Annotated in this window: 18 protein-coding genes; 14 read left to right on the top strand and 4 right to left on the bottom strand. The window is 40.9% G+C overall.

Annotation, left to right across the window (positions count from 1 at the left end):
• Nucleotides 1-63 precede the first annotated feature (63 nt).
• Nucleotides 64-1,470, bottom strand: a complete 1,407-nt coding sequence (locus KDU71_RS00250) for an amidophosphoribosyltransferase (RefSeq protein WP_212187884.1) — start codon at nt 1,468-1,470, stop codon at nt 64-66.
• 310 nt (nt 1,471-1,780) lie between these two features.
• Between KDU71_RS00250 and KDU71_RS00245 the strand changes: the two genes are divergently transcribed.
• From KDU71_RS00245 to KDU71_RS00180, 14 genes are all read left to right on the top strand, one after another.
• The gene (locus KDU71_RS00245; protein ID WP_212187883.1) at nt 1,781-2,083 is read left to right on the top strand and encodes a hypothetical protein; all 303 of its coding nucleotides are present in this window, start codon (nt 1,781-1,783) and stop codon (nt 2,081-2,083) included.
• A 49-nt stretch (nt 2,084-2,132) separates the two neighbouring features.
• Nucleotides 2,133-3,125 carry a biotin synthase BioB gene (gene bioB / locus KDU71_RS00240; protein ID WP_212187882.1) on the top strand — a complete coding sequence of 331 codons (993 nt, stop codon included), beginning with the start codon at nt 2,133-2,135 and terminating at the stop codon, nt 3,123-3,125.
• 11 nt (nt 3,126-3,136) lie between these two features.
• Nucleotides 3,137-4,426: an adenosylmethionine--8-amino-7-oxononanoate transaminase gene (gene bioA / locus KDU71_RS00235; RefSeq protein WP_212187881.1), complete on the top strand. Its 1,290-nt coding sequence runs from the start codon at nt 3,137-3,139 to the stop codon at nt 4,424-4,426.
• Nucleotides 4,423-5,577: an aminotransferase class I/II-fold pyridoxal phosphate-dependent enzyme gene (locus KDU71_RS00230; RefSeq protein WP_212187880.1), complete on the top strand. Its 1,155-nt coding sequence runs from the start codon at nt 4,423-4,425 to the stop codon at nt 5,575-5,577. The genes bioA and KDU71_RS00230 overlap by 4 nt, the downstream gene beginning before the upstream one ends.
• A complete protein-coding gene (locus KDU71_RS00225) occupies nt 5,577-6,251 on the top strand; it encodes a DUF452 family protein (protein WP_212187879.1) in 675 nt (224 codons plus the stop codon). Before KDU71_RS00230 ends, KDU71_RS00225 begins: the two co-directional genes overlap by 1 nt.
• Nucleotides 6,251-7,033 carry a malonyl-ACP O-methyltransferase BioC gene (bioC, locus tag KDU71_RS00220; protein ID WP_212187878.1) on the top strand — a complete coding sequence of 261 codons (783 nt, stop codon included), beginning with the start codon at nt 6,251-6,253 and terminating at the stop codon, nt 7,031-7,033. Before KDU71_RS00225 ends, bioC begins: the two co-directional genes overlap by 1 nt.
• Before the next feature lie 2 nt (nt 7,034-7,035).
• Nucleotides 7,036-7,719, top strand: a complete 684-nt coding sequence (gene bioD / locus KDU71_RS00215; protein WP_212187877.1) for a dethiobiotin synthase — start codon at nt 7,036-7,038, stop codon at nt 7,717-7,719.
• Nucleotides 7,720-7,868: 149 nt separating this feature from the next.
• Nucleotides 7,869-8,240 (top strand): hypothetical protein, encoded by a 372-nt coding sequence (locus tag KDU71_RS00210; protein ID WP_212187876.1) that lies wholly within the window; start codon nt 7,869-7,871, stop codon nt 8,238-8,240.
• Between the two features lie 213 nt (nt 8,241-8,453).
• A complete protein-coding gene (locus KDU71_RS00205) occupies nt 8,454-9,251 on the top strand; it encodes a 4Fe-4S binding protein (protein WP_212187875.1) in 798 nt (265 codons plus the stop codon).
• Between the two features lie 102 nt (nt 9,252-9,353).
• Entirely contained in the window at nt 9,354-9,743 is a 390-nt protein-coding gene (locus KDU71_RS00200) for an SRPBCC domain-containing protein (protein WP_212187874.1), read from the top strand.
• A 1,120-nt stretch (nt 9,744-10,863) separates the two neighbouring features.
• Nucleotides 10,864-13,986, top strand: a complete 3,123-nt coding sequence (locus KDU71_RS00195) for a SusC/RagA family TonB-linked outer membrane protein (protein ID WP_212187873.1) — start codon at nt 10,864-10,866, stop codon at nt 13,984-13,986.
• Between the two features lie 17 nt (nt 13,987-14,003).
• Nucleotides 14,004-15,515, top strand: a complete 1,512-nt coding sequence (locus KDU71_RS00190) for a RagB/SusD family nutrient uptake outer membrane protein (RefSeq protein WP_212187872.1) — start codon at nt 14,004-14,006, stop codon at nt 15,513-15,515.
• 147 nt (nt 15,516-15,662) lie between these two features.
• The gene (locus KDU71_RS00185; protein ID WP_212187871.1) at nt 15,663-16,649 is read left to right on the top strand and encodes a sensor histidine kinase; all 987 of its coding nucleotides are present in this window, start codon (nt 15,663-15,665) and stop codon (nt 16,647-16,649) included.
• Nucleotides 16,650-16,874: 225 nt separating this feature from the next.
• Nucleotides 16,875-17,516, top strand: a complete 642-nt coding sequence (locus KDU71_RS00180) for a response regulator (RefSeq protein ID WP_212187870.1) — start codon at nt 16,875-16,877, stop codon at nt 17,514-17,516.
• A 354-nt stretch (nt 17,517-17,870) separates the two neighbouring features.
• Here KDU71_RS00180 and KDU71_RS00175 read toward each other — a convergent pair whose 3' ends face one another.
• From KDU71_RS00175 to KDU71_RS00165, 3 genes are all read right to left on the bottom strand, one after another.
• Complete coding sequence (locus KDU71_RS00175) at nt 17,871-18,851, bottom strand: helix-turn-helix domain-containing protein (protein ID WP_212187869.1); 981 nt, start codon at nt 18,849-18,851, stop codon at nt 17,871-17,873.
• Between the two features lie 384 nt (nt 18,852-19,235).
• Entirely contained in the window at nt 19,236-20,150 is a 915-nt protein-coding gene (locus KDU71_RS00170) for a S1 family peptidase (protein WP_212187868.1), read from the bottom strand.
• Nucleotides 20,147-21,307 carry a thioredoxin family protein gene (locus KDU71_RS00165; RefSeq protein ID WP_212187867.1) on the bottom strand — a complete coding sequence of 387 codons (1,161 nt, stop codon included), beginning with the start codon at nt 21,305-21,307 and terminating at the stop codon, nt 20,147-20,149. The genes KDU71_RS00170 and KDU71_RS00165 overlap by 4 nt, the downstream gene beginning before the upstream one ends.
• Nucleotides 21,308-21,381: the final 74 nt, after the last annotated feature.

Here is a 21,381-nt window from a genome sequence, read left to right as displayed (position 1 = left end):
ATAAAGTTAAAAGAGCGCTTCTTATTGGAAGCGCTCTTTTAGTATCAGGTGACTTATAATCGTTTAAAAGTAGCTTGAACCATCCCAGCAATGTGTGCACAATTTCTCTTTAGGTAAGCCAATGGCCTCAACCAGGTCATCCAGCTTTTGGAATTTCAGGGAAGTTAAGTCCAGTGATTGGCGAATTTCCTCCACCATCGCTTCATACTTCTCCGAATTATTGTCCGAATACTCCTTCATATCAACATCTTCACGTCCTTCGAGTTTGCAGGCTGCCTTGATGGTTGCTAAATCCATGTTTGAACGCGAACGGCTGAAATTTAAAAATTCGCAAGGATAAGTTAATGGCGGACAAGCAATGCGCACGTGCACTTCCTTAATGCCTGCTTTATGCAAGTCCTGTACGTTATCTTTTAGTTGTGTGCCTCTTACAATAGAGTCATCTAAAAATATACCACGTCCCCCTTCTATCAATGCTTTATTGGGTAGTAGCTTCATTTTAGCCACCAGGTCACGGGTTTTCTGGCTTTGTGGCATAAAGCTGCGGGGCCAGGTAGGCGTGTATTTCGAGTACGGTCGCTTCAATGGGATACCTGTAGCGTGGCTATAGCCCATGGCATGACCCACGCCAGAATCAGGAATGCCAGCACAAAAGTCCGCCTCGGTGCCATTGCTCTTTGCTAAAGCAGCTCCGCAACGGTAGCGACTTTCATCAACGTTGATACCTTCATAAAATGATGGAGGGTAGCCATAATAGACCCACAAAAATGAACATACCTGCATCTTTTCACTGGGCTGGCGAAGTTGCTCATATCCATCACAGGTGATTTTAACAATCTCCCCAGGTCCCAGGTATTTATCAATTTCATAATCAAGATTAGAGAAGGCACATGTTTCAAACGAAGCTGCATAAGCACCTTGTTTCTTTCCAAGGATAATTGGTGTTCGGCCCAGTTTGTCTCTCGCTGCCAGCAAACCATCTTCGGTTAGTATCAGCATCGAACACGAACCTTTGATGCTGTTGAATACATTTTCAATACCTTCCTTAAATGTTTGACCTTCGGCAATAAGCATGGCCACCAGCTCGGTTGGATTGATGCTGTTTTGACTGGTCTCTGAAAAGGTGCGGTGCTGCCTGATAAATCGCTCTTCCAGTTCATCGATATTGACGATTTTAGAAACAGTAGCAACAGCAAATCGGCCTAAGTTTGAGGTCACAATTATTGGCTGTGCCTCTGTGTCAGAGATCACACCGATGCCGCTGGTGCCTTCAAAGTTTTCAATATCTGATTCAAACTTGTTTCTGAAATAGCCATCTTCAAGACTGTGTATGGCCCTTTGAAAACCTTTTTCAGGTGATAAAAATGCTAATCCGGCTCGTTTGGTTCCCAGATGTGAATGATAATCTGTCCCATAAAAGACATCTGTAACGCAGTCACTTTTCGAAATGCTGCCAAAAAATCCACTCATGTTGATTGTTTATTATGTGATTGAGGTACTAGGTGAGCTAAATTAGATATTTCCACGAAGTTTGCCTTGCTTAAATCGGCTTCTAGCCTTATTTGTTTTTGTTCTAAATGGTTGTTTATCAGCATGGAATAGGATATTATAGTAAATTAAGAGGGTGCAATTATCTGTAAATAAATAAAAGTAGCCAAAGACCAACTGGTCTAATTTTTTGTTCTTCGTAAATAAAAACCTTGCGGAAGTTTGGGGCATATATGTTGCATAGCAACAGGGCATTTTGCATGAAATAAAAAATATCTGTTAGATTTGCGTCGTGAATTCTTTATCCGGTTATAAGAAAAAATCAGTCATTTGCGTATTCAAAAAGTGGAGCCGTAAAGGGTATGCTATTTTTGGGTCGCTGGGTAATGTTGTGCATATTGGCCGGCTGTCTGTCGACCTGGTACAATGGATTGGTCAGGTTGTGTTACATGTTGAAACAGAGCTTCTGCATGCATTAAGACTGGAGCAGGATGATGATGAAACAATAAATGAGATAAATGAGGATGTGTTACAGGTATTAGTATTAGCTAATGATGCTGTAGCATGTGATGTCACAATAAACGAACATTATTAATAACCGTCAGCAGGGGAAATCCTTGTTGGCGGTTTTTTATTTTATGCATATGGTACAAGAAATTAAGGAACGGATTCTGGAAGGTGGTTCTATTACACAGGAGGAGGCATTGGATTTAATCAGTTTGGAGAACAAAGAGGAACTTTATGAAGCAGCCGATGAACTTCGTCGTCATTATAAAGGCGATTTTATGGAGATGTGCTCCATTATGAATGCAAAGTCGGGCAAGTGTACGCAAAACTGTAAATGGTGCTCACAATCCATGTTTCATAATACCAATGTGGAGGAGTATGAACTGGTTGACTTAAAGGAAGCCGAGCAGCTGGCCGATGAGAATGCCAGCAAAGGGGTTTATCGTTTCTCGCTGGTAACCAGTGGAAGAGCTATTTCCAACGGTAACCTTGATAAATTGTGTGGTGTTTATAAAAGCATCCAGCGTAAAACGCCGATTCACCTCTGCGCGTCTATGGGCTTGTTAAACCGTTCGCAGCTGGATAAGTTGAGAGAAGCTGGTGTGGGCCATTATCATTGCAATATTGAAACGGCTCCTTCATACTTTAAACAGGTGTGTACCTCACATACCATGGAGGAAAAGATTCGTACCATAAAGGCGGCTCGTTCGGCAGGTATGGGTATTTGTTCGGGCGGAATCATTGGCATGGGCGAAACGATGGAACAGCGCATCGAGATGGCGTTTACCTTATCTGAATTGGAGATTGAGTCCATTCCGCTAAATGTGCTGATGCCCGTGGAAGGAACCCAGTTAGCTGCCGCTGAACCTTTGTCCGATGAGGAGGTACTGACTACTTTTGCACTCTTCCGCTTTATTAATCCGAAGGCTAACATCCGCTTGGCAGGTGGCCGTAACCTGATTAGTCATATCCAGAACAAAGCCTTAAAAGCAGGCGTGAGTGCGGCATTGGTAGGTGACTATTTAACAACAGTAGGAACCAATATCAACCAGGATAAAGAAGCCTTCACGGGTGCTGGTTTTAAGCTTGATCATGAGCTGCTAGAAGAAAATACATGCTGTAAAGCTTAATGGCATTTGAAATGAATATAAATCAGTTGATAGATGTTGACCACAAACATGTGTGGCATCCATATACTTCCATGGTCAATCCGTTGCCTGTTTATCCGGTGGATCGTGCTGAAGCCTGCACTATCTACCTGAAGGATGGCCGCGAACTTACAGATGGTATGTCATCATGGTGGGCGGCTGTTCATGGCTATAATCATCCAGTGTTAAATGCGGCTGTTCAAAAGCAGATGAAAAGCATGTCGCACATAATGTTTGGCGGCTTAACACACGAACCGGCTGTTGAGCTTGCCTCTCGATTGATCGAGCTAACTCCATCATCTTTGCAGAAGGTGTTTTTTTGTGATTCAGGTTCAGTTGCAGTTGAGGTGGCTATGAAGATGGCCCTTCAGTATTGGATTGCACAAGGGAAAAGTGAGAAATCAAAATTTGCTACCATTCGTTCCGGTTACCATGGTGATACCTGGAATGCCATGTCGGTATGCGATCCTGAAACTGGTATGCATCACATTTTCAGTAAGGCTTTGCCGGTACATTTCTTTGCCGATCAGCCAAGGTGTCGATTTGGTGAATCTGATATTCAGACAGGTATAGATGCGATACATGCAATATTAAAAAAACACCAAAGCGAAATAGCTGCGGTTATACTTGAACCAATCGTTCAGGGGGCCGGAGGTATGTGGTTTTATTCTGCCGATTACCTGCGCGAATTGAGGACCTTGTGTACACGTTACAATGTGCTTTTAATAGCTGATGAGATTGCAACCGGATTTGGACGTACAGGTAAACTTTTTGCTTGCGAGCATGCAGGTATTGAGCCCGATATAATGTGCCTGGGTAAGGCCATTACAGGAGGCTACATGAGTTTTGCAGCGACTTTAGCTACAAGTCAATTGGCTGAAACTATTAGTAATGGTCAGCCGGGGGTATTTATGCACGGGCCAACTTTCATGGGTAATCCATTGGCTTGTGCAGTGGCCAATGCCAGTATTGATTTGTTGTTGAAATCAGGTTGGCAAGAACAAGTACAACACATTGAAGCTGAATTGCTAAAAGGACTGAGTGTTTGTAAGCAATTATCCAATGTCAAAGATGTACGTTGTCTTGGCGCAATTGGTGTGGTTGAACTGGAGCAGCCGGTTGATATGGCCATTGTACAGAAGCGTTTTGTTGAGTTGGGTGTTTGGGTGCGTCCGTTTGGACGAAATGTGTACCTGATGCCACCTTTCATTATTCGTGATGATGAGCTGAATAAGTTATGTGCAGCTGTTTATCAGGTTATAAAAGAGGAGGGCGTAAAATGACTTATGATGAACAACTGGCTGGGATTGAATCCGCCGGATTGCTGCGCAAGTTAAGGGCTGTTGAGTCCTTGCATGGTGCCTATTGTCGTTACAACAATAAGCAATTGCTCAACCTCACATCCAATGATTATCTCGGATTGGCCAATAATGCACAGTTGCGAGAAACATTCTATAAGCAACAGGTTGAAGCCGGAACATGGCAGCTGGGAGCCTCATCTTCGCGTTTGCTTACAGGTAATACTACGCTGTATGATGACGTGGAGGATTTGTTAAGGTGCAATTATATGGCTGAGGCAGCATTGTTTTACAACAGCGGTTATCATGCCAACACGGGCATCTTACCGGCTTTAACTGAAAAGAAGGATTTGATACTGTCTGATAAATTATGTCATGCCAGCATCATTGATGGTATTCGCTTGAGTGATGCAGAACATGTTCGTTACCGTCATCTTGATTACGAGCAACTTTCTTCCATCTTGAATAGGCGGAGGCATTTTTATCAACGGGTTTTTATTGTCACCGAGTCGGTGTTTAGTATGGATGGTGATGCGGCAGATCTGGAGCAACTTGTAGCAATTAAGGAGCAATACGGCTGTATTTTGTATGTTGATGAAGCCCATGCTGTGGGAGTGTTGGGTGATAAAGGTTTGGGACTATGCGAAGTACAGCAGGTAATCAATCGTATCGATATTATTGTGGGCACCCTCGGGAAAGCTTATGCTTCAGTTGGGGCATTTGCAATTGTAAACACTACCATTAAGCGCTTATTGGTAAACAAGTCGCGCACCCTAATTTACACAACCGCTTTACCACCCGTTAATATGGCATGGACGAAATTTGTCACTGAGCAAATGGCTGATTTTGCTGAAGAACGCAAGCGGCTGGAGGCTTTGACGGAGTTTATGTATAAGGCCCTGTTCAGTAAAGGCTATCCGGTGCACCAGAGCCATATAATGCCTGTTTTTCTGGGGGCCAATGATGTGGCTGTACAGTTATCTGAGCATCTACAAAAACAAGGTTACCTGGTTTTTCCTATTCGCCCGCCAACCGTGCCGGTTAATACAGCACGACTACGGATTTCATTAACATCAGATATGCAGCAGGCCGATATTGAGCGGATGTTACAATACATACCAAATAACAACGAGTGATGGAATATAAATGGTTACATAAATGTGATTCAAAAAGGCTAATTCTGTTTTTTAATGGTTGGAGTTGCGATGAACAACCCTTTAAAACTATAGGTTCAGATGACAGTGATGTATTAATGGTATATGATTATCGTGATTTAACCTTACCAAAGCAAGTAATAGAATCCATCCATCTATATAAAACAGTATCTGTAATTGCCTGGTCATTTGGTGTTTGGGTAGCACAGTCGGCGCTTTATCCGCTTAAGAACATGCTGACTCGCACAATTGCAGTTAATGGCACAGTAAAGCCTGTTGATAAGTATTTTGGCATTCCGGCGCCAATTGCTATGGGTACCTTATCGGGGCTCAACGACAGAAACCTGGAGAAGTTCCAGCGTCGAATGTTTTCAGAGCAAGAACAATGGGAGTGCTTTAATCAGAACAAGCCATTTCGCCCTTTTGATGAGGTTAGAAATGAGCTATTACTCCTGATGCAGCATTTTAAGGTTCAAGTGATGAAGGATGATTTTTATGATACAGCGCTAATTAGTAGAAGTGATTTAATATTTCCAACTGCTAATCAGTATCATTACTGGGAAGGAAAAGCAGACATCATTGAACTGAATCACGGACATTTCTGCTTTTACGGATTCGATAACTGGGAAGAACTAATCCATTTAATAAAGCTATGATGAGTGAGTTATTGCAGGTAGAACCCCGGGTTGATAAATTATTACTGAAGAAGCGCTTCGAATCGGCTGTATCAACCTATTGTGCGCATGCCAAGGTACAACAAGAGATGGCCCTTCGCCTGGTTGATATGGCCAGGAATTATTTGCCAGCCAAACAGGAGCGAGTATTGGAGTTTGGATGTGGCACAGGAATATTAACCCGGCAATTACTTTGTCATTTCTCTGTAGTTGACTATATATCCAACGATTTGGTTAATAATGTGGAAGGGGTGATTCAGGGGATGCTGAAAGGGAATGTTGTCAGGCAACAGTTTATAGCGGGTGATGCAGAGTGTACTGATTTTCCTGATGCTCTGAATAGCATTTGGTCGGGGGCCACCATTCAGTGGATTAACCAAATAGAGTCATTTCTTCATAAACTATCTGATCTACTGAAGCCGAAAGGTTTTTTGGTAATGTCGTCATTTGGACCTGATAACTACCGTGAGATAAAAGCTACTACGGGCAATGGCATCAATTATAAAACAAAGGAGCAGATAATTTCAGCAGCAAGTAAATATTTTGAGTTGATCGATTTTATAGAGTGGCACGAGCAGCTCTGGTTCAAGAGGCCTGTCGATGTGTTAAAACATATGCGCAACACGGGTGTCAACGGTGTTTCAGCCTGCTCGTGGACCAGGCGTAAATTGAACGAATATTGTGAAGCCTATGGCCAATTTGCTGAATTTAAAGGGTATCCCTTAACCTATCACCCATATTTAATGATTTTTAAAAAGAAATAGATATGTCAACTTATTTTGTTACCGCTATAGATACAGATGCCGGGAAGACGGTGGTGACAGGCTTGCTTGGAAGATATTTGAAACAGTCGGGACAAGATGTCATCACTATGAAGCTGTCGCAAACGGGCTGTGAAAATTTATCTGATGATATTGCTGTGCATCGTCAGTTAATGGGAATGGAGCTGATGGAGGATGATATAAATGGCTTAACGTGTCCTTATTTGTTCAGGTTTCCGGCCAGTCCACACCTTGCGGCAGCGATGGAAAATGTACATATATCGGAAGATGAGCTGGTAAAGGCAATTGAATGCATCCAGGGAAAGTATGCTAATGTGCTTGTTGAGGGAGTAGGTGGACTGATGGTGCCCATAAATGAGGAATTGCTGGTGGCAGATTTTATACAAAAGCACAATTTTCCTGTAATAGTAGTCACTTCCGGACGACTGGGTTCGATTAACCATACGCTGTTGACCCTGGAGGTGTTGAAAGCACGTAATATCCCCGTATATGGGATTATTTATAATCATTATCCCATTACTGAGGTTCAGATTACTGCTGATTCGGCTAAGCTGTTGAGACGTTATCTTCAGTCTTATTATCCTCATGCATTGTGGGGCGAGGTGCCAATGGTTCATAATTATTCAGCAGAGGAACTACAATTGGAATTACCTGGTTGGTTCGAATAGGTAAGGCAGTTGTGACTGTAATAGCATAACGCAACATTGTTTCTTTCAATGTCAGTTGTTGTGATAATTTCAAATTTTATCCTGAATTATGCTGCTTTTTCTTTCATTTTTTGCTAACTTTTTAAGGCTAATGATTAAAACCTTGCGGCATGAAAGGGGGAAACATCAACTTAATGGATCTCGATTTTGAATACAAGATCTGGAAGAACCGATTGAAACTATTTATAAATGAGATTGATATTCTGAAGAATCGGAATGAAGAAGTGAAAGATGAAGAATTTATTTCGGAGTTGAATACCGTGGAATTGATGGTGCTTGATGAACATACTGATCAACTTAATAAGCTGTTCAATCGTATTAAGGTACAGGAGAATGAACTGCAGTTTTATAATAAAGATTTTCCTATAACACCAGCCCATCAATATTACCTCGATCATGAGGTGCTAAGGGGAAAGATGCAGGATATATCCAATATTCATTTTTACAGAGTAGCCGATTTAATTAAAGCTTTGGGCATATAAATGTACTATCAGAAATGGCTTGGACAAAGAACTTGTAACGCTTCTGACTGTTGCAAGTTCTTTTTGTGTAAAAAATGTGTTTTGCAACATTCACCAAAGTGATTTTAGTCAATTTTTAGCGTATTGGCATTCAATAATTTTGCAACGAAAATAATAGGCACAACAGCCTTGATTACATTAATATCTAGTTAAAACAGAAGCGCTAATTGTACCATGTTGCAGCCATCAACACCTGAAATACATCATAGCCGAAAAGTGCATGCTATTTTTTTCAGTCCGGCCAGATCTACCAAAAAAGTAGTTGAAGCCATTGCCTCCGGAATACCGGGACAGGTTGTTAGTTATGATATTACGCAAGGCATTCAGAAGGAAATTAGTATTGCCCCTGAGGATGTGGCGGTTGTCGGAGTTCCAGCATACTCTGGCAGGGTACCTGAATTGGCGCGCCAATACCTTAAGCAGATCAACGGAAATGGAGCTAGAGCTGTGATTACCTGCGTTTATGGGAATAATGATTATCAATATACCTTGGATGAGCTGGTGCAGATATGCAGTGATGGTGGTTTTATACCAATCAGTTCTGGTGCTTTTGTGGCGCGGCATTCGATTTTTCAGGAGGTAGCTAAGGGACGTCCTGATAAGAAAGACCTTGATAAAGCCCGGCAGTTTGGTAAGCAAAGCGTTAAGCATGCCAGACTTACCACTGATGGCAAGCCAAGGATAAAAGGGCATCATCCCAACCAGGCGATAGGTGAAGTGCCGGTTGCAGCCAGAGCTAATTCAAATTGCAATTTTTGTGGAGCTTGTGCCCGTTTGTGTCCGGTAGGAGCTATCGATGAGAATAATCCTAAGAAAACCAATAAAAAGGCATGTATCGCCTGTGCTCGATGTGTCGAAATGTGTTCGTATAATGCCCGTAAATTCAGTGGTTTATTATATTACATGGCTCGCAAGCGCTTTGAAGAACAAAGTCAGGAACGTAAAGAGGTGGAAGTATTTATCCCTTTGTAAGGCGCTGGTTGGGAGATCGATGTGATCTTCCGTCTCAAAATTGACAATTATGCCATGCATTGGTTCAACATTTTTGCGTTCCTTTGTCTAAAATTTGATGCCATGTATAAAGATTTCAAGACACGTATTAAAGTCAAGGCCGAAATGGAAGATGCTTTTGCAGCATTTATCAATCCGTTTACAATCGAGCTTTGGAGTGGTTATCCGGCAGTGATGAGTAGTGAGGCCGGATCGGAGTTTTCGCTTTGGGAGGGTGATATTGTTGGACGTGTTTTAGAAGTTGAAGAAGAGAAGAAAATAGTGCAGGAGTGGTATTTTGGAGAGCAGAATGAACCATCCATAGTTACTATTAAATTCTTTCCTCAGGGAGGCGGCAAGGTGCAAATTGATTTGCTGCATACCAATATTCCAGAAGAAGCTTTTGAGGATATTGTAGAGGGGTGGAATGACTATTACCTGGGTGGCATTAAAACCTTTTTAGAGGTTGAATAAGAAGCATCTAAGTCAGCTTCTCAACCGTAGTTTTCTGAGTTTATGTTTGCCGGATAATAAGATATTTTAATAAGTAAGTTTCCTTTAGAACATATCACTGGTGTGATTTTCTTGGGATTATACCAGTGAATGTTGCAAAATAATCGCTGCAGCGATATTCATCACCATTCAGGTCAGGTGAACATCTTTTCATCGGCATGTATTTTTTTATTGTTAGCTATGGCTTTAGCCCATTTTCTATAGCGTCTTGTGAAATTACCTTTTCATTTATGCTATTAGCACATTCGATTTTTCAGTGGTATGTGCTTGCAAATTCTTTATTGAAGCTTTATAGTTACTGACAATTGTCATGTTATATAACATGTATGCCTGTCAGTATATCACTCCAACTCTCGATAAAGTATTTATTTCTAATAAATCTTAAAAAAATCAATTTTTTATAGATAGTGTTTTGTGAGAAGTAAACTGAACAAAATATCAAACAATGAACACATAGTGGGTGACATTTGGTAAGTGTCTCAAATACTGAAATGTGTTGAATTAATGTGATTGTAATATCTAGTGTTATAATTCATTGCAGTTTAGATATTCCCTTCGATTGCATATTATTCCTTCAGACGTGTTTTGCTTGAGGACATTTCAGATCAGATAGTAAGTGTTAAATAATTCTATTTCTTGTATGAATGTGTTGTGGCTACTCTGTGCAACCGCATAGGGATTTCTACTGATAAGGGGCACATACCCGAAACTTACATTTGTATCAACCCATGAGAATTTTTGATACATGAATCATAGACGCGAAGACAGTCAAACGTGGCTGTTAGGTTTAGATTAATATACTAGGACAAATTGAATGCTCTGGTATCAGTTGCTTAGCAGTTGGCCAGGCATTCTTTTTTATTCAAGTCCGGTATCGTCCAGGTTCGTTAATAATCATTAAATCGTCACAGCTATGAAAGTCCTTAGATTAATCGTTCGTTTATGTCCTGTCTTTGCAGACTTATTACACAAGTCAATGCGTTGCACTTATATAGGTAATAGCCCAATTGCGAGTTAGTATGTACTTGATCTATATATAAATATATCAGTTCAATTTTATCAATTAAATCTTTATTTGCGTATGAAAAAAGTAGTTTTATCACTTACTGTGATGTTCTTGTTTGCATGCCATATTATGGCTCAAACAAGCGTTCTCAAGGGAACTGTAACTGATGAGCTGGATGGGAGTCCAATCCCCGGCGTATCAGTTTTTGTTAAAGGTACCACAGTTGGTACTGTTTCCACTCCTGATGGAAGTTATACATTAAATGTACCTGCAGATGCATCTACCATTGTGTTTTCGTTTGTGGGAATGCAAACCAGCGAAGTAGCATACTCCGGTCAGTCAACCATTAATATGGCTCTTAAAAGTGAGTCAATGGATGTTGACGAAGTAGTGGTTGTAGCCTATGGAACAGCTAAGAAATCGTCATTTACCGGTTCGGCAGCCACCGTTAAAGGTGACAACATTGCCAAAATGCAAACATCTTCAGTGACACAAGCTTTAGCTGGTACGGCTGCAGGTTTGCAGGTAGCCGGGACAGGACAACCGGGTAGTGATGCATCTATTCGAATTCGTGGTATTGGTTCGATTAATGCGGCCAGTTCACCGCTCATTGTGGTTGATGGAGTGCCTTATACCGGAACCATCAGTTCAATCAATCCACAGGATATTGAATCTCTTTCGGTATTGAAAGATGCGGCATCTGCTGCACTGTATGGTTCGCGAGCTGCCAATGGTGTAGTAATGATTACCACCAAAAAAGGAAAGCAAGGTAAAATGCAGGTAAACTTTGATTCGCGCGTTGGTGTAAACTCGCTTGGAGTACCAATGTATGATGTAATGGAAGATCCAGGTGAGTACTACTTGAAATCGTGGGAGGCTCTTGGCACTCAATTGGGCGATAGAACATTAGCTTCACAACGATTGCTTTCTGAATTAGGTGGTTATAATGCTTATGGTAGCAGTATAACTCAAATTGTATCTCCTGATGGTGTTTTGACCGATGCGCCTTACCTATATAATGATAATTGGTTCGACGAAATGTTCTCACGCGGTATACGTCAGGAGTATAACCTAAATTTTAGTGGTGCTAATGATCAAACCAAGTACTTTATGTCATTGGGTTACCTGAATGACGAAGGTATTGTGGCTAACACAGGCTATGAGCGTATTTCAACCCGTGCCAATATTGAGCACAATGTAACCGATTGGTTCCAGGTAGGAACTAACATTTCATATTCACGCGGTATCCAATCGCAACCTCGTGCAACTGGGAGTTCAAACTTCTCCAATCCATTTATGTTTGCCCAAAATATTGCGCCAATCTATCCGGTGTTTGTATACGATGGTAATGGAGATAGACAATATAGCGATAGTGGTGAGCTCTTGTATGATTTTGGTAGTGGAAAAGGTCATGATATGGGGAAAAGACCATGGGGAGCCAACACCAACCCTGCATCGTCATCTCAAACCGATTTGAATGAGACACTGAATGATAACCTGAGTACACGTACATTCCTAAAGTTTGATATTTATGATGGTTTATCTTTTACATCCAACCTGGGGTATGATGTACGTAATCGCTTAAATACTACATTTTATTCCCCGTTACATGGTGATGCTCAAAATGTTAATGGTCGTTCTTATAAGTATTCGTACCGATATGAAACCACTACTTTCAACCAGTTATTGAACTACAATAAATCGTTTGGTAAGCACACCATTAGTGCTTTAACTGGTCACGAGAGTTACGGCTATACGATGAATTATTTAATGGCATCAAAAGTTCAATTTCTGGATCCAAAGAATCATGAACTGAATAATGGTGCTGTAATGAACGATATGGGTTCTTATACCAATGAACACTCGATTGAGAGTTATTTAGGACAGTTAACTTACGACTATGGAGGTAAGTATTATTTCTCAGCTAGTATACGTCGTGATGGTTCTTCTAAATTCCACCCAGATAACCGCTGGGGTAATTTCTGGTCTGTAGGTGGTTCGTGGCGGATCAACCAGGAAAGCTTTCTGGCTGATGTAGATTGGCTGGATAACCTGAAACTGAAATCATCCTACGGAGTACAAGGTAATGATGGGATATTGGACAATGCTGGCAATGTTGTTTATACACCTTACATGGATTTGTATAATGTGATTAATGTAGATAATAAGCCTGCTTTGTCATTGTATTATAAAGGAAATCCTGATTTAACCTGGGAAACCAGTCATAACTTCAATATTGGGGTTGAAATGAGTGCTTACCGTAACCGCTTGAATGTGGAGTTTGAATACTTTGTAAGAAATACATACGACCTGTTATTTAATAACCCGGTACCTAACTCAACCGGTATTGCATATGTTCCTGAGAATATTGCTGATATGGTGAATAAAGGGATTGACTTTACAGTAGGTGGTGATCTTATTCGTCGTGGAGGTTTTACCTGGAATATGTCCTTAAATGCTACGCATTATAAAAACGAAATCACACGCTTGCCGGAGGATAAACGTGAAGACGGTATCATCCGTGGTTCTAAAATTTTGCAGGAAGGTGGATCGATCTATGATTTCTACATGGTTAAATATGCAGGCGTAGATGCAACCAATGGTGACGCTCTGTATTGGATGAAATCTACTGATGCAGAAGGTAATATCACATGGGAAAGAACAAATGATTATGACGATGCATTGGCCACCAGCAGAGAGGTAGTTGGTACTTCTTTGCCTGATTTGATTGGTGGTGTTAGCACTAGCTTAAACTACAAAGGCTTTGATTTATTTGTACAAACGGCATTCCAGATTGGCGGTAAAGTGTATGATTCAAGTTATGCAGGTATGATGAGTTCTGGCAGAGCAGGAGCCAACTGGCACGCTGATATTCATAACTCTTGGACACCTGAAAATACTAATACAAACGTACCTCGTGTCGAGTATGGCTATCAAGAGGCTAATCAACAATCTGATCGATTTCTGACGGATGCTTCCTACTTTAATATTCGTAATATAACATTGGGCTATACTTTTAAGCCTCAATTGCTGAATCAGATGAATATTCAGTCGTTGCGCATATATATGGCAGCCGATAATGTGGCCTTATTTTCAAAACGTAAAGGACTTGATCCACGTCAGTTTTTCGATGGTTCAACAGAGTATAAGTACAATGCCGTTCGAACTATGTCTTTAGGCTTAAACGTAACGTTTTAATTAATTAAATGAGAACTATGAAATTAGATATCAAACTTCTATTAGCATTGTTGCTATTTGTAACAGCCTGTTCTGATGATTTTCTGGATGCCGATCCTGATAGATACCTGTCATCAGATAGAGCAGATGAATTATTGAAAACTAATCCTGAGAAAATTACCGAAGGATACTTGTTGGGGATGTACTATGATTTGTTCAAGTACAGGGACTCACACGACGATTTTGGTTTGAGGGCCATGATGTTGGCTACTGATATGATGACCGATGATATTGCCTATAATATCACACAATGGTTTAATTATGACTATCAGTTGGATAATAGAGGAGCTCCATACCGTCGTCCAAGAAGCACATGGCGCACCATGTACGATGGTATTCGGGGGGCTAATACGGTCATAGGTTTAATTAAGCCACAAGATGGAGTAGAGCTGGAAAATGCAGTTTCACGTAACGCAATCGGTCAGGCTTATACAGCCCGTGCCTACTTTTATTTTTGGTTAATCAATATGTACCAGCATCCCTACCAGTGGAATAAGGATGCACCCGGGGTGCCAATTATTACAGAAGATGAAATGAAGTTGGCTCGTCAGCCTGTAAAAGATGTATATGACTTAATATTGAGTGATATTGATAAGGGCTATAACTACTTGAAAGGGACTAACTCTGCAAGTGGAAGGTTGAATCAATATGCTGCAGCTGCAATTTATGCTAAAGTACTTAGCTTTGTTAGCGATTATCCAAATCAATGGCAAGAGGTGGTGAAGTATGCTGATATTGCTATTGATGGGGTGCCATTAATGACAGCTGATGAGCTGGCTGGCTTTGGCTTTAACACGGTTAGTGGTAATAAAAATGAGGTGCTTTGGGGTGCTTTAATTAGTACTGAAACAAATACTTTTTATGCCTCGTTTATGAGTCATATTGATGCTGATGCAGGTGGTTATGGAGGTGCTTTGGGGCAATACAAAGAACCTACATCAGAGTTATTTGAAGCAGTGTCTGCCCAAGAAGGCGATGTGCGCCAAATGTGGTTTGAAGAGCGACTGATTAATGGCGAGGAAGTAGATGAGAATGGAGATCCTATCAAAGTGTCTCGCGATCCAAAATTATATGTGAATAAGAAATTTAGAGATGTAGGTGGTTTTGAGTCAGATTATATTTATTTGCGGGTAGCCGAAATGCATTACCTGAAGGCTGAAGCACTTTATCTGGATGGTAAAGAAGGAGAAGCTAAAGCAGCTTTGGAAACCATTATGCAAGCACGCATGGCTGGATATACCTGCACCAAATCAGGAGATGAGCTGATGTCGGAGATTGACCTGCAAAAACGAATTGATATGTGGGGTGAAGGTACTCGTCTGTTCGACTTTAAGCGTCGTAATCAGTCGATTGACCGTACTGGTTCTGAAAATCATAGACCAAATGTGATAATGAATGTACCGGCTAATGATAACTTGTTAGTATATAGAATTCCACAGGTTGAGGTTGATGCGAATGATGAAATTGATCAGGATGATCAAAATCCATAAGTTGTAATCTTTATTTCAGTTTAAAGGCCATCTCAATATTTGAGATGGCCTTTACTGCTAATTTAAAATTGGCAATTAGTTTGCTGTCAGGCATACTTTTTGAAAGAATATAAATTCGGCAGTAAACGATTTCAAATAACTACAGGCATGGATGGATTAGATACCGGTTTTACATTACTGCATGAGTTAGTGTTGTTCTCATCGGTTTTGATACAGGTTACAGCGGCATCAATAGCAACTGGTCTGATTCCCAAAACCAGATATAGTATTGCCTGGATAGCTATTTCGCTGGGTTTTTTGTTAATGGCAGTCAGGCTGTTGGTTAATATGGTCGACTACCTTTTTAATAGCTCCTATACCATTTATGACGTATCTAATGTTTGGCTGGCACTTATTATATCTATCACTATGCTGGTAGCTTCTGTGTATATCCGCCGAATACTGAAAGACTTAGAGGAACTCAGTATCAAACAAACGAAGACTGAAGAAAAAGTAATTGCAGCAATGGTTATTACCGAGGAAAAAGAAAAGAAGCGTATTGCCCAGGAAATTCATGATGGACTGGGGCCGGTTTTGTCCATCACCCGGATGCTGTTGTCGACTGTTAAAACAGAGAAGTTGGATGAGGAGCAGCTATCGAAACTGAAAAGTGTTAACGATTCATTGGCACAAGGTGTTCTATCGGTTTACGAAATATCAAATCAGCTAAGACCACTGGCCCTGAATCAGGCAAGTGTGCTAGAGGCTATGAGGAGTTTCGTTAGGCGGAGTGGGGTGAAAAATCTACTTAATATTAAGTTTCATACCAATATAAGCGATGAAAAGTATGACTTTAATATTGAGATTGTGCTGTACAGGGTATTCTGTGAACTGCTGAATAATACCATTAAACATGCCAATGCTTCTAAAGCTAGTGTATCATTGTACAAAACACCAGAAATGCTGGTGTTTATTTATACAGACGACGGTTGTGGGTTTGATGCTGAGCAGGATTTTGGTAAAGGGATGGGGCTATTGAATATCGCCTCAAGGGCCAAGGCAATAGGTGCTGGTTTAGTGGTTGAAAATACCAGTAGCGGAGGCATGTTTGTTAATATTGATGTGCCTTTGGTGAGCTGTTTAAATAAGGTCTAGAGGAAACATGGCTACATTGGTACTCGGTCGTTATGTTTTATCAGTTGCAATTTATTAACAGGCCTATTCAAATCTACAACCGATATTAGACACTATTAACTACAAGTCAATTTATAAACCCATTAATTGACAATATTGGTGCTTTTGTTAGCTGTTTTAGATTGATTTTGTTGAGTTAGGTATAATATTTGATGAACATTTTCAAATTCTTTAGGTCTGGAAAACATGAAAAACATATCTGTAGCTGTTGTTGATGATCACAAACTGTTTCGTGAAGGTTTATGTAGTCTATTAAACGAACTGCCCTATATTAATGAGGTAGTGCAGGCCTGCGATGGCAAAGAGTTTATTCAGCTTCTTAACTCTAAAAATCACATCGACCTGGTATTTATGGATGTGTCTATGCCAATTATGGGTGGAGAGATGGCGACAAAGAAAGCGCTTGAAATAAATCATCGGCTTAAAATTATAGCGCTAACCATGCATGTAAGTGAAAAGGTGTATGCTAATATGCTTAAAGCCGGCGCTTCGGGATATGTATTAAAAAGTGCCAGTTTTATTGAAATAAAAAAAGCTTTACACACGGTTCTGGAAGGTAAACGTTATGCATACCAGGGGGGAAGAAATGTGGTTCAGACAGACGAATATATAGTTGTTAACTCGGTGTTTAAAAGTTTCACCGAACGTGAATTGCAGATAACCCGCTACATTGGCAAGGGGTTTACCAGTGTACAGATAGCTGAAGAGCTACAGATTAGTAAGAAAACGGTTGATAAGCACCGTGAGAATATTTTTGTAAAAGCCAACGTATCAAACGCCATTGACTTGGTCATTGTGGCTATTAGGGACGGAATAATAGAGGTGTGATATCTCATTAAAGTTTGAATAATGATTTCACTAACCCTCAATTAGGGCATAATACTCCTGTATGTATTCTTTTAAGCTGCTCAATTATGCCGTTGAAGTTTTGATTTAGTACTATTAACTTCTGTTTTGCTTCCTGGAGCTTGCGCTTTTGAACTAATATCTTCTGATTCTGAACTTCGAACTTGTACTTGCAAACTAACAACTACAGATTTGGAACTTCGAGCTACAGTTTTGGAACTTAAAAGATGTAATTTGGAACTTCGAATGGTATGAGACTGAATAAAAGGATTACATCTTTTTCATTTACATGCTTTTAAAATAGGTGCGTTCCTTAACAGGCATCATTATCAGCTATCATCTGTTCACCTCACTGGGTGATATGCCTTTTACCTTTTTAAACATGCTGGCAAACTTTGACAGATTGGAGTACCCCAGATCGTAACCTACCTCCATTACCGAGTAATCACCTGTTTTTAGTCGGCGGTAAGCCTCATCCATTTTGGCATGGGCATAAAACTGATAGATAGAACAATCAAACAGCGTTTTAAAGTCTCGCTTTAACTTTGAAGTGCTTATGCCAAAGGTATCGGCTATGGTCTGAATATTAATCTTCTGGTTGAAGCTCGACAATAGCTGGTTTTTAATCTGCATCAGACGCTGGTAGTCATCTGCATGCAGGCCATTCAGGTTATTCTGGCTGCTCATTTTTTGTGCGGTCAGTATTAAACTGGTAAGCGTTTCCAGGCCTTTAGCAATAATCATAGGGCGTCCGCCAAACTCAATATCCTGGTAGTAGAGTATATCGTCTGTGAGACGTTCAACGTCAATGGGTAGCTGCATATGGTAGGCCATTGGCTGGTTATGACCAAAAGCACCCTCATATAATTCAGTGGCTTCAGGCATAAATTGCAGGAAGGCCTCCCTGGTAAAGGTAATGGATATCGAACTATAAAATAAGTTTGCAGGAATTTCGCCTTGCAGTGCGAACCTGCCATTATGGATAAAAGCGCCAGTACTGGTAGTGGCTTCAGTGTACTGCTTGTTTTTTATGTAGGCATGCTCTATCTGCCCCTTCTTAAATATGTTGATATGTATTAAATCCAGCTCCTTATCGGGAGTGCGTTGTATCGAAATGGGCCGGACGGTTTGCCCTTGAGTAATAACTAGTTCCATACCGGGTCTTAAGTCGTAGGTATATAAGAATACCTGCAGATCATCGGTGTGTATTTCATAGGAGTGCGTTGTGGCTGTACCGCCGAAACGAATCTGCATGGCCTCGATGTAGTTCCGCGCTAGTCCCTCCTTTACATTCAGCAGAATTTTATCAGTGCCCATTGTCTAACTGCGTTGATTAAAATTTATTTAAAGTTCGTAATTCTTTTAATCAGTGCAAATAGCATGCTGATGATGTGCACCCAATGTTATAAAATGCAGTGAAGGTATTGTTTTGATGCTGGCAGCAAGTTAGTTATTTCTTGCAGATGGCGAAGAATTCAGCAGAAAATGCTAATTGTATTGGAGAATCCAGGTTTGTGGTAATTGGCTAATAACAGGAGGCAGGATGCCATTTAACGGAATTATGGTAAAAAGCCTGTTAAACGAGGGTGTAAATGATAAGGTCATCAAGGAGTTAAGGCGTGATAAAATGGCAAGCGCTGGCCTGACATAAGATGTTGAAAAAATGTCAGAATCAGACGCCCGCCCCAAGAAGGATTATGGTCATTGTTCCGGCACACCTTTTTTAATTGATGTTGTGACCATATCCTTTTGTATCATATTTTTTAGCAGACTAACAGGGATTACATCCCTAATCACCATCTGCAGATTCTGATTTGGTGTATAATAAATTGAGTTGGTAGTAGTAACGATGCCTACTACTTCGCCCTGAGTATTAAAAACAGGTCCACCGCTTGAGCCTTTTGCAAAATCGGCAGAAATGGACTGACGCGGCGATTTGTATTTATTGCTGGTATGTTGACGCATCACTTTTCCGTAGGAGTAATAGTAGTAGCGTTTATCAGGATGACTAATAAGATGTAGGTCATCACCAATATTAAGGTCATCACCTAATCGTAATGGCTTTAACTCATTGGACGTATCAATCTTAAATAGAGCCAAATCACTGAGTTCGTCTCCTGCCAGCACCTGCTTAACAGGGTAGATGTTACCTTCGTAATCGATGGCGTAAACGGACAAATGCATGGAGCTGTTATTGGCCGATTTTTTAAATACATGATGGTTGGTTACGCCAATACCATCCTTATTAATAACAAAGCCGGTAGCTGTTGAGATATGGTAGTTAGGGCATTTGTCACATATATACAGTTTTGCCAGTATCAGTACGCCTTCTTTGTGCTCATCAAAGCTAAACTGTGCCTTTTTCGATAGCTTTTCTTCGTTGTAGCTCACGGCTGCCTTTTTGTGGCGATCCATTTCCTGACGAAGCTTAAAGAGACCTGTAAAGTGACCGCTGTCGAATAGGTCACCCGCTTGTTTTGTTATATGGCTGGTTACTTCTTTGTCGTCAATATAATTACCATAGTCAGCATCCGCATTGTCCTGTGCAACAATAGGCAGTAGGGAAAAACAACATGCTATCAGTCCTGTCAGGTAAAGTTTTTTATTATTCATCATTGTAAAGTAGTTTGCTTGTTTTGCTTAGGCTGCTTTAGTTGTTCAAGCGTGCTGGTATACGATTTTTTAGCCTGCTCAGAGTTGGTACGGTCAATAGCTAGTTGACACCATCTGGCTGCTTCGGCTCGTGTGGTGGCATCGTTGCACCGTTGGTCAATGCGCATGGCATAATTCCATATGATGGAAGGGTGTAGCTTATCACCCATGTTCTCAATTTTTTCATTCACCAGCTTAACATGCACATCCCACTGTTCCAGCATAAGGGAGTAACGCAAATCGGTATCTTTCTTAATTTTTTCCCATTGTGGCAAACCCATCTCCTTTAGCTGCGCGATATAATTTTGGTAGCCATCTTCGTCCAAAACCATTTTATCACCCTCTTTGCTGGTAAACAGTCCGGCACCACGTGAATAGACGGTGTTTATCTTTCGGTCGACAGCCAACTCGCCATGTATCGCCACAAAACGATTTTGGTTATCAAATACATACCGTATAATCTCCGAATCGGCATCGATAATATAGTCGTTAATCAGCTGCCAGTTTTTGTCTTGCAACCATAGCTGTGGCTTTTGGTCCAGTAATACTTCAGCAGCCACATCATTTAGTTCATCTTTTTTATTGGCCGCTTTCAATACCTGCAGGTATTCCTCAATGAATTGTTCCTCCCGGTCACCTTCGTTGTAGCGCTTCTGGTAGTAACCAAAGCCTTTGTTTGATTGCATTTTTTTAGCTTCTTCAATCAGCTTGTTGGGCGTGCGATAGCCCACCACGCGGTGCATCTCTTCACCATCGGCATTAAGAAACAGCATGGTTGGAAAGGCCGATACTTTCAGCTGCTCCTTCAGGGCAATACCTTCGCCTTTCTCCATGTCTACCTTGATTGAAATAAAATGCTCGTTAAAATAGGCGCCCAACTCTTCATCAGGAAACACCTCTTTTGCAAGTTTCTTACAGGGGCCACACCACGCGGTATAGCAGTCCATAAAGATAGCTTTATCTTCGGCTTTGGCTTTGTCAAGTGTTTCCTGCCAGCTGCCGCTGAAGAAAGAAATACCGCCATCGGTGCTGGCTATCAGCTGATGACTGCTGGTGATAAAGCCCATTAGTAGTAAAGCGAAAAGAGCCCAATGGGGGAATTTTAAATTACAAGAATTCATATGTTGAATTTTTAAAGTTTAAGACAGAGTTCGAAAGCAGAAGGCTCAGATACTACCCTTGATCAGGAGCCTTC

The sequence above is a fragment of the Carboxylicivirga sediminis genome (assembly GCF_018156225.1).
Classification (GTDB): Bacteria; Bacteroidota; Bacteroidia; order Bacteroidales; family Marinilabiliaceae; genus Carboxylicivirga; species Carboxylicivirga sediminis.
The sequence above is the reverse complement of the archived record's forward strand: the minus strand, read 5'-3'. Positions and strand labels throughout refer to the sequence as shown.

Excerpts from the sequence above, each read along its gene's own strand:
- KDU71_RS00250 (WP_212187884.1), bottom strand. The coding sequence starts at position 1,470 with ATGAGTGGATTTTTTGGCAGCATTTCGAAAAGTGACTGCGTTACAGAT.
- bioB (WP_212187882.1), top strand. The coding sequence starts at position 2,133 with ATGGTACAAGAAATTAAGGAACGGATTCTGGAAGGTGGTTCTATTACA.
- bioA (WP_212187881.1), top strand. The coding sequence starts at position 3,137 with ATGAATATAAATCAGTTGATAGATGTTGACCACAAACATGTGTGGCAT.
- KDU71_RS00230 (WP_212187880.1), top strand. The coding sequence starts at position 4,423 with ATGACTTATGATGAACAACTGGCTGGGATTGAATCCGCCGGATTGCTG.
- KDU71_RS00225 (WP_212187879.1), top strand. The coding sequence starts at position 5,577 with ATGGAATATAAATGGTTACATAAATGTGATTCAAAAAGGCTAATTCTG.
- bioC (WP_212187878.1), top strand. The coding sequence starts at position 6,251 with ATGAGTGAGTTATTGCAGGTAGAACCCCGGGTTGATAAATTATTACTG.
- bioD (WP_212187877.1), top strand. The coding sequence starts at position 7,036 with ATGTCAACTTATTTTGTTACCGCTATAGATACAGATGCCGGGAAGACG.
- KDU71_RS00210 (WP_212187876.1), top strand. The coding sequence starts at position 7,869 with ATGAAAGGGGGAAACATCAACTTAATGGATCTCGATTTTGAATACAAG.
- KDU71_RS00205 (WP_212187875.1), top strand. The coding sequence starts at position 8,454 with ATGTTGCAGCCATCAACACCTGAAATACATCATAGCCGAAAAGTGCAT.
- KDU71_RS00200 (WP_212187874.1), top strand. The coding sequence starts at position 9,354 with ATGTATAAAGATTTCAAGACACGTATTAAAGTCAAGGCCGAAATGGAA.
- KDU71_RS00195 (WP_212187873.1), top strand. The coding sequence starts at position 10,864 with ATGAAAAAAGTAGTTTTATCACTTACTGTGATGTTCTTGTTTGCATGC.
- KDU71_RS00190 (WP_212187872.1), top strand. The coding sequence starts at position 14,004 with ATGAAATTAGATATCAAACTTCTATTAGCATTGTTGCTATTTGTAACA.
- KDU71_RS00185 (WP_212187871.1), top strand. The coding sequence starts at position 15,663 with ATGGATGGATTAGATACCGGTTTTACATTACTGCATGAGTTAGTGTTG.
- KDU71_RS00180 (WP_212187870.1), top strand. The coding sequence starts at position 16,875 with ATGAAAAACATATCTGTAGCTGTTGTTGATGATCACAAACTGTTTCGT.
- KDU71_RS00175 (WP_212187869.1), bottom strand. The coding sequence starts at position 18,851 with ATGGGCACTGATAAAATTCTGCTGAATGTAAAGGAGGGACTAGCGCGG.
- KDU71_RS00170 (WP_212187868.1), bottom strand. The coding sequence starts at position 20,150 with ATGATGAATAATAAAAAACTTTACCTGACAGGACTGATAGCATGTTGT.
- KDU71_RS00165 (WP_212187867.1), bottom strand. The coding sequence starts at position 21,307 with ATGAATTCTTGTAATTTAAAATTCCCCCATTGGGCTCTTTTCGCTTTA.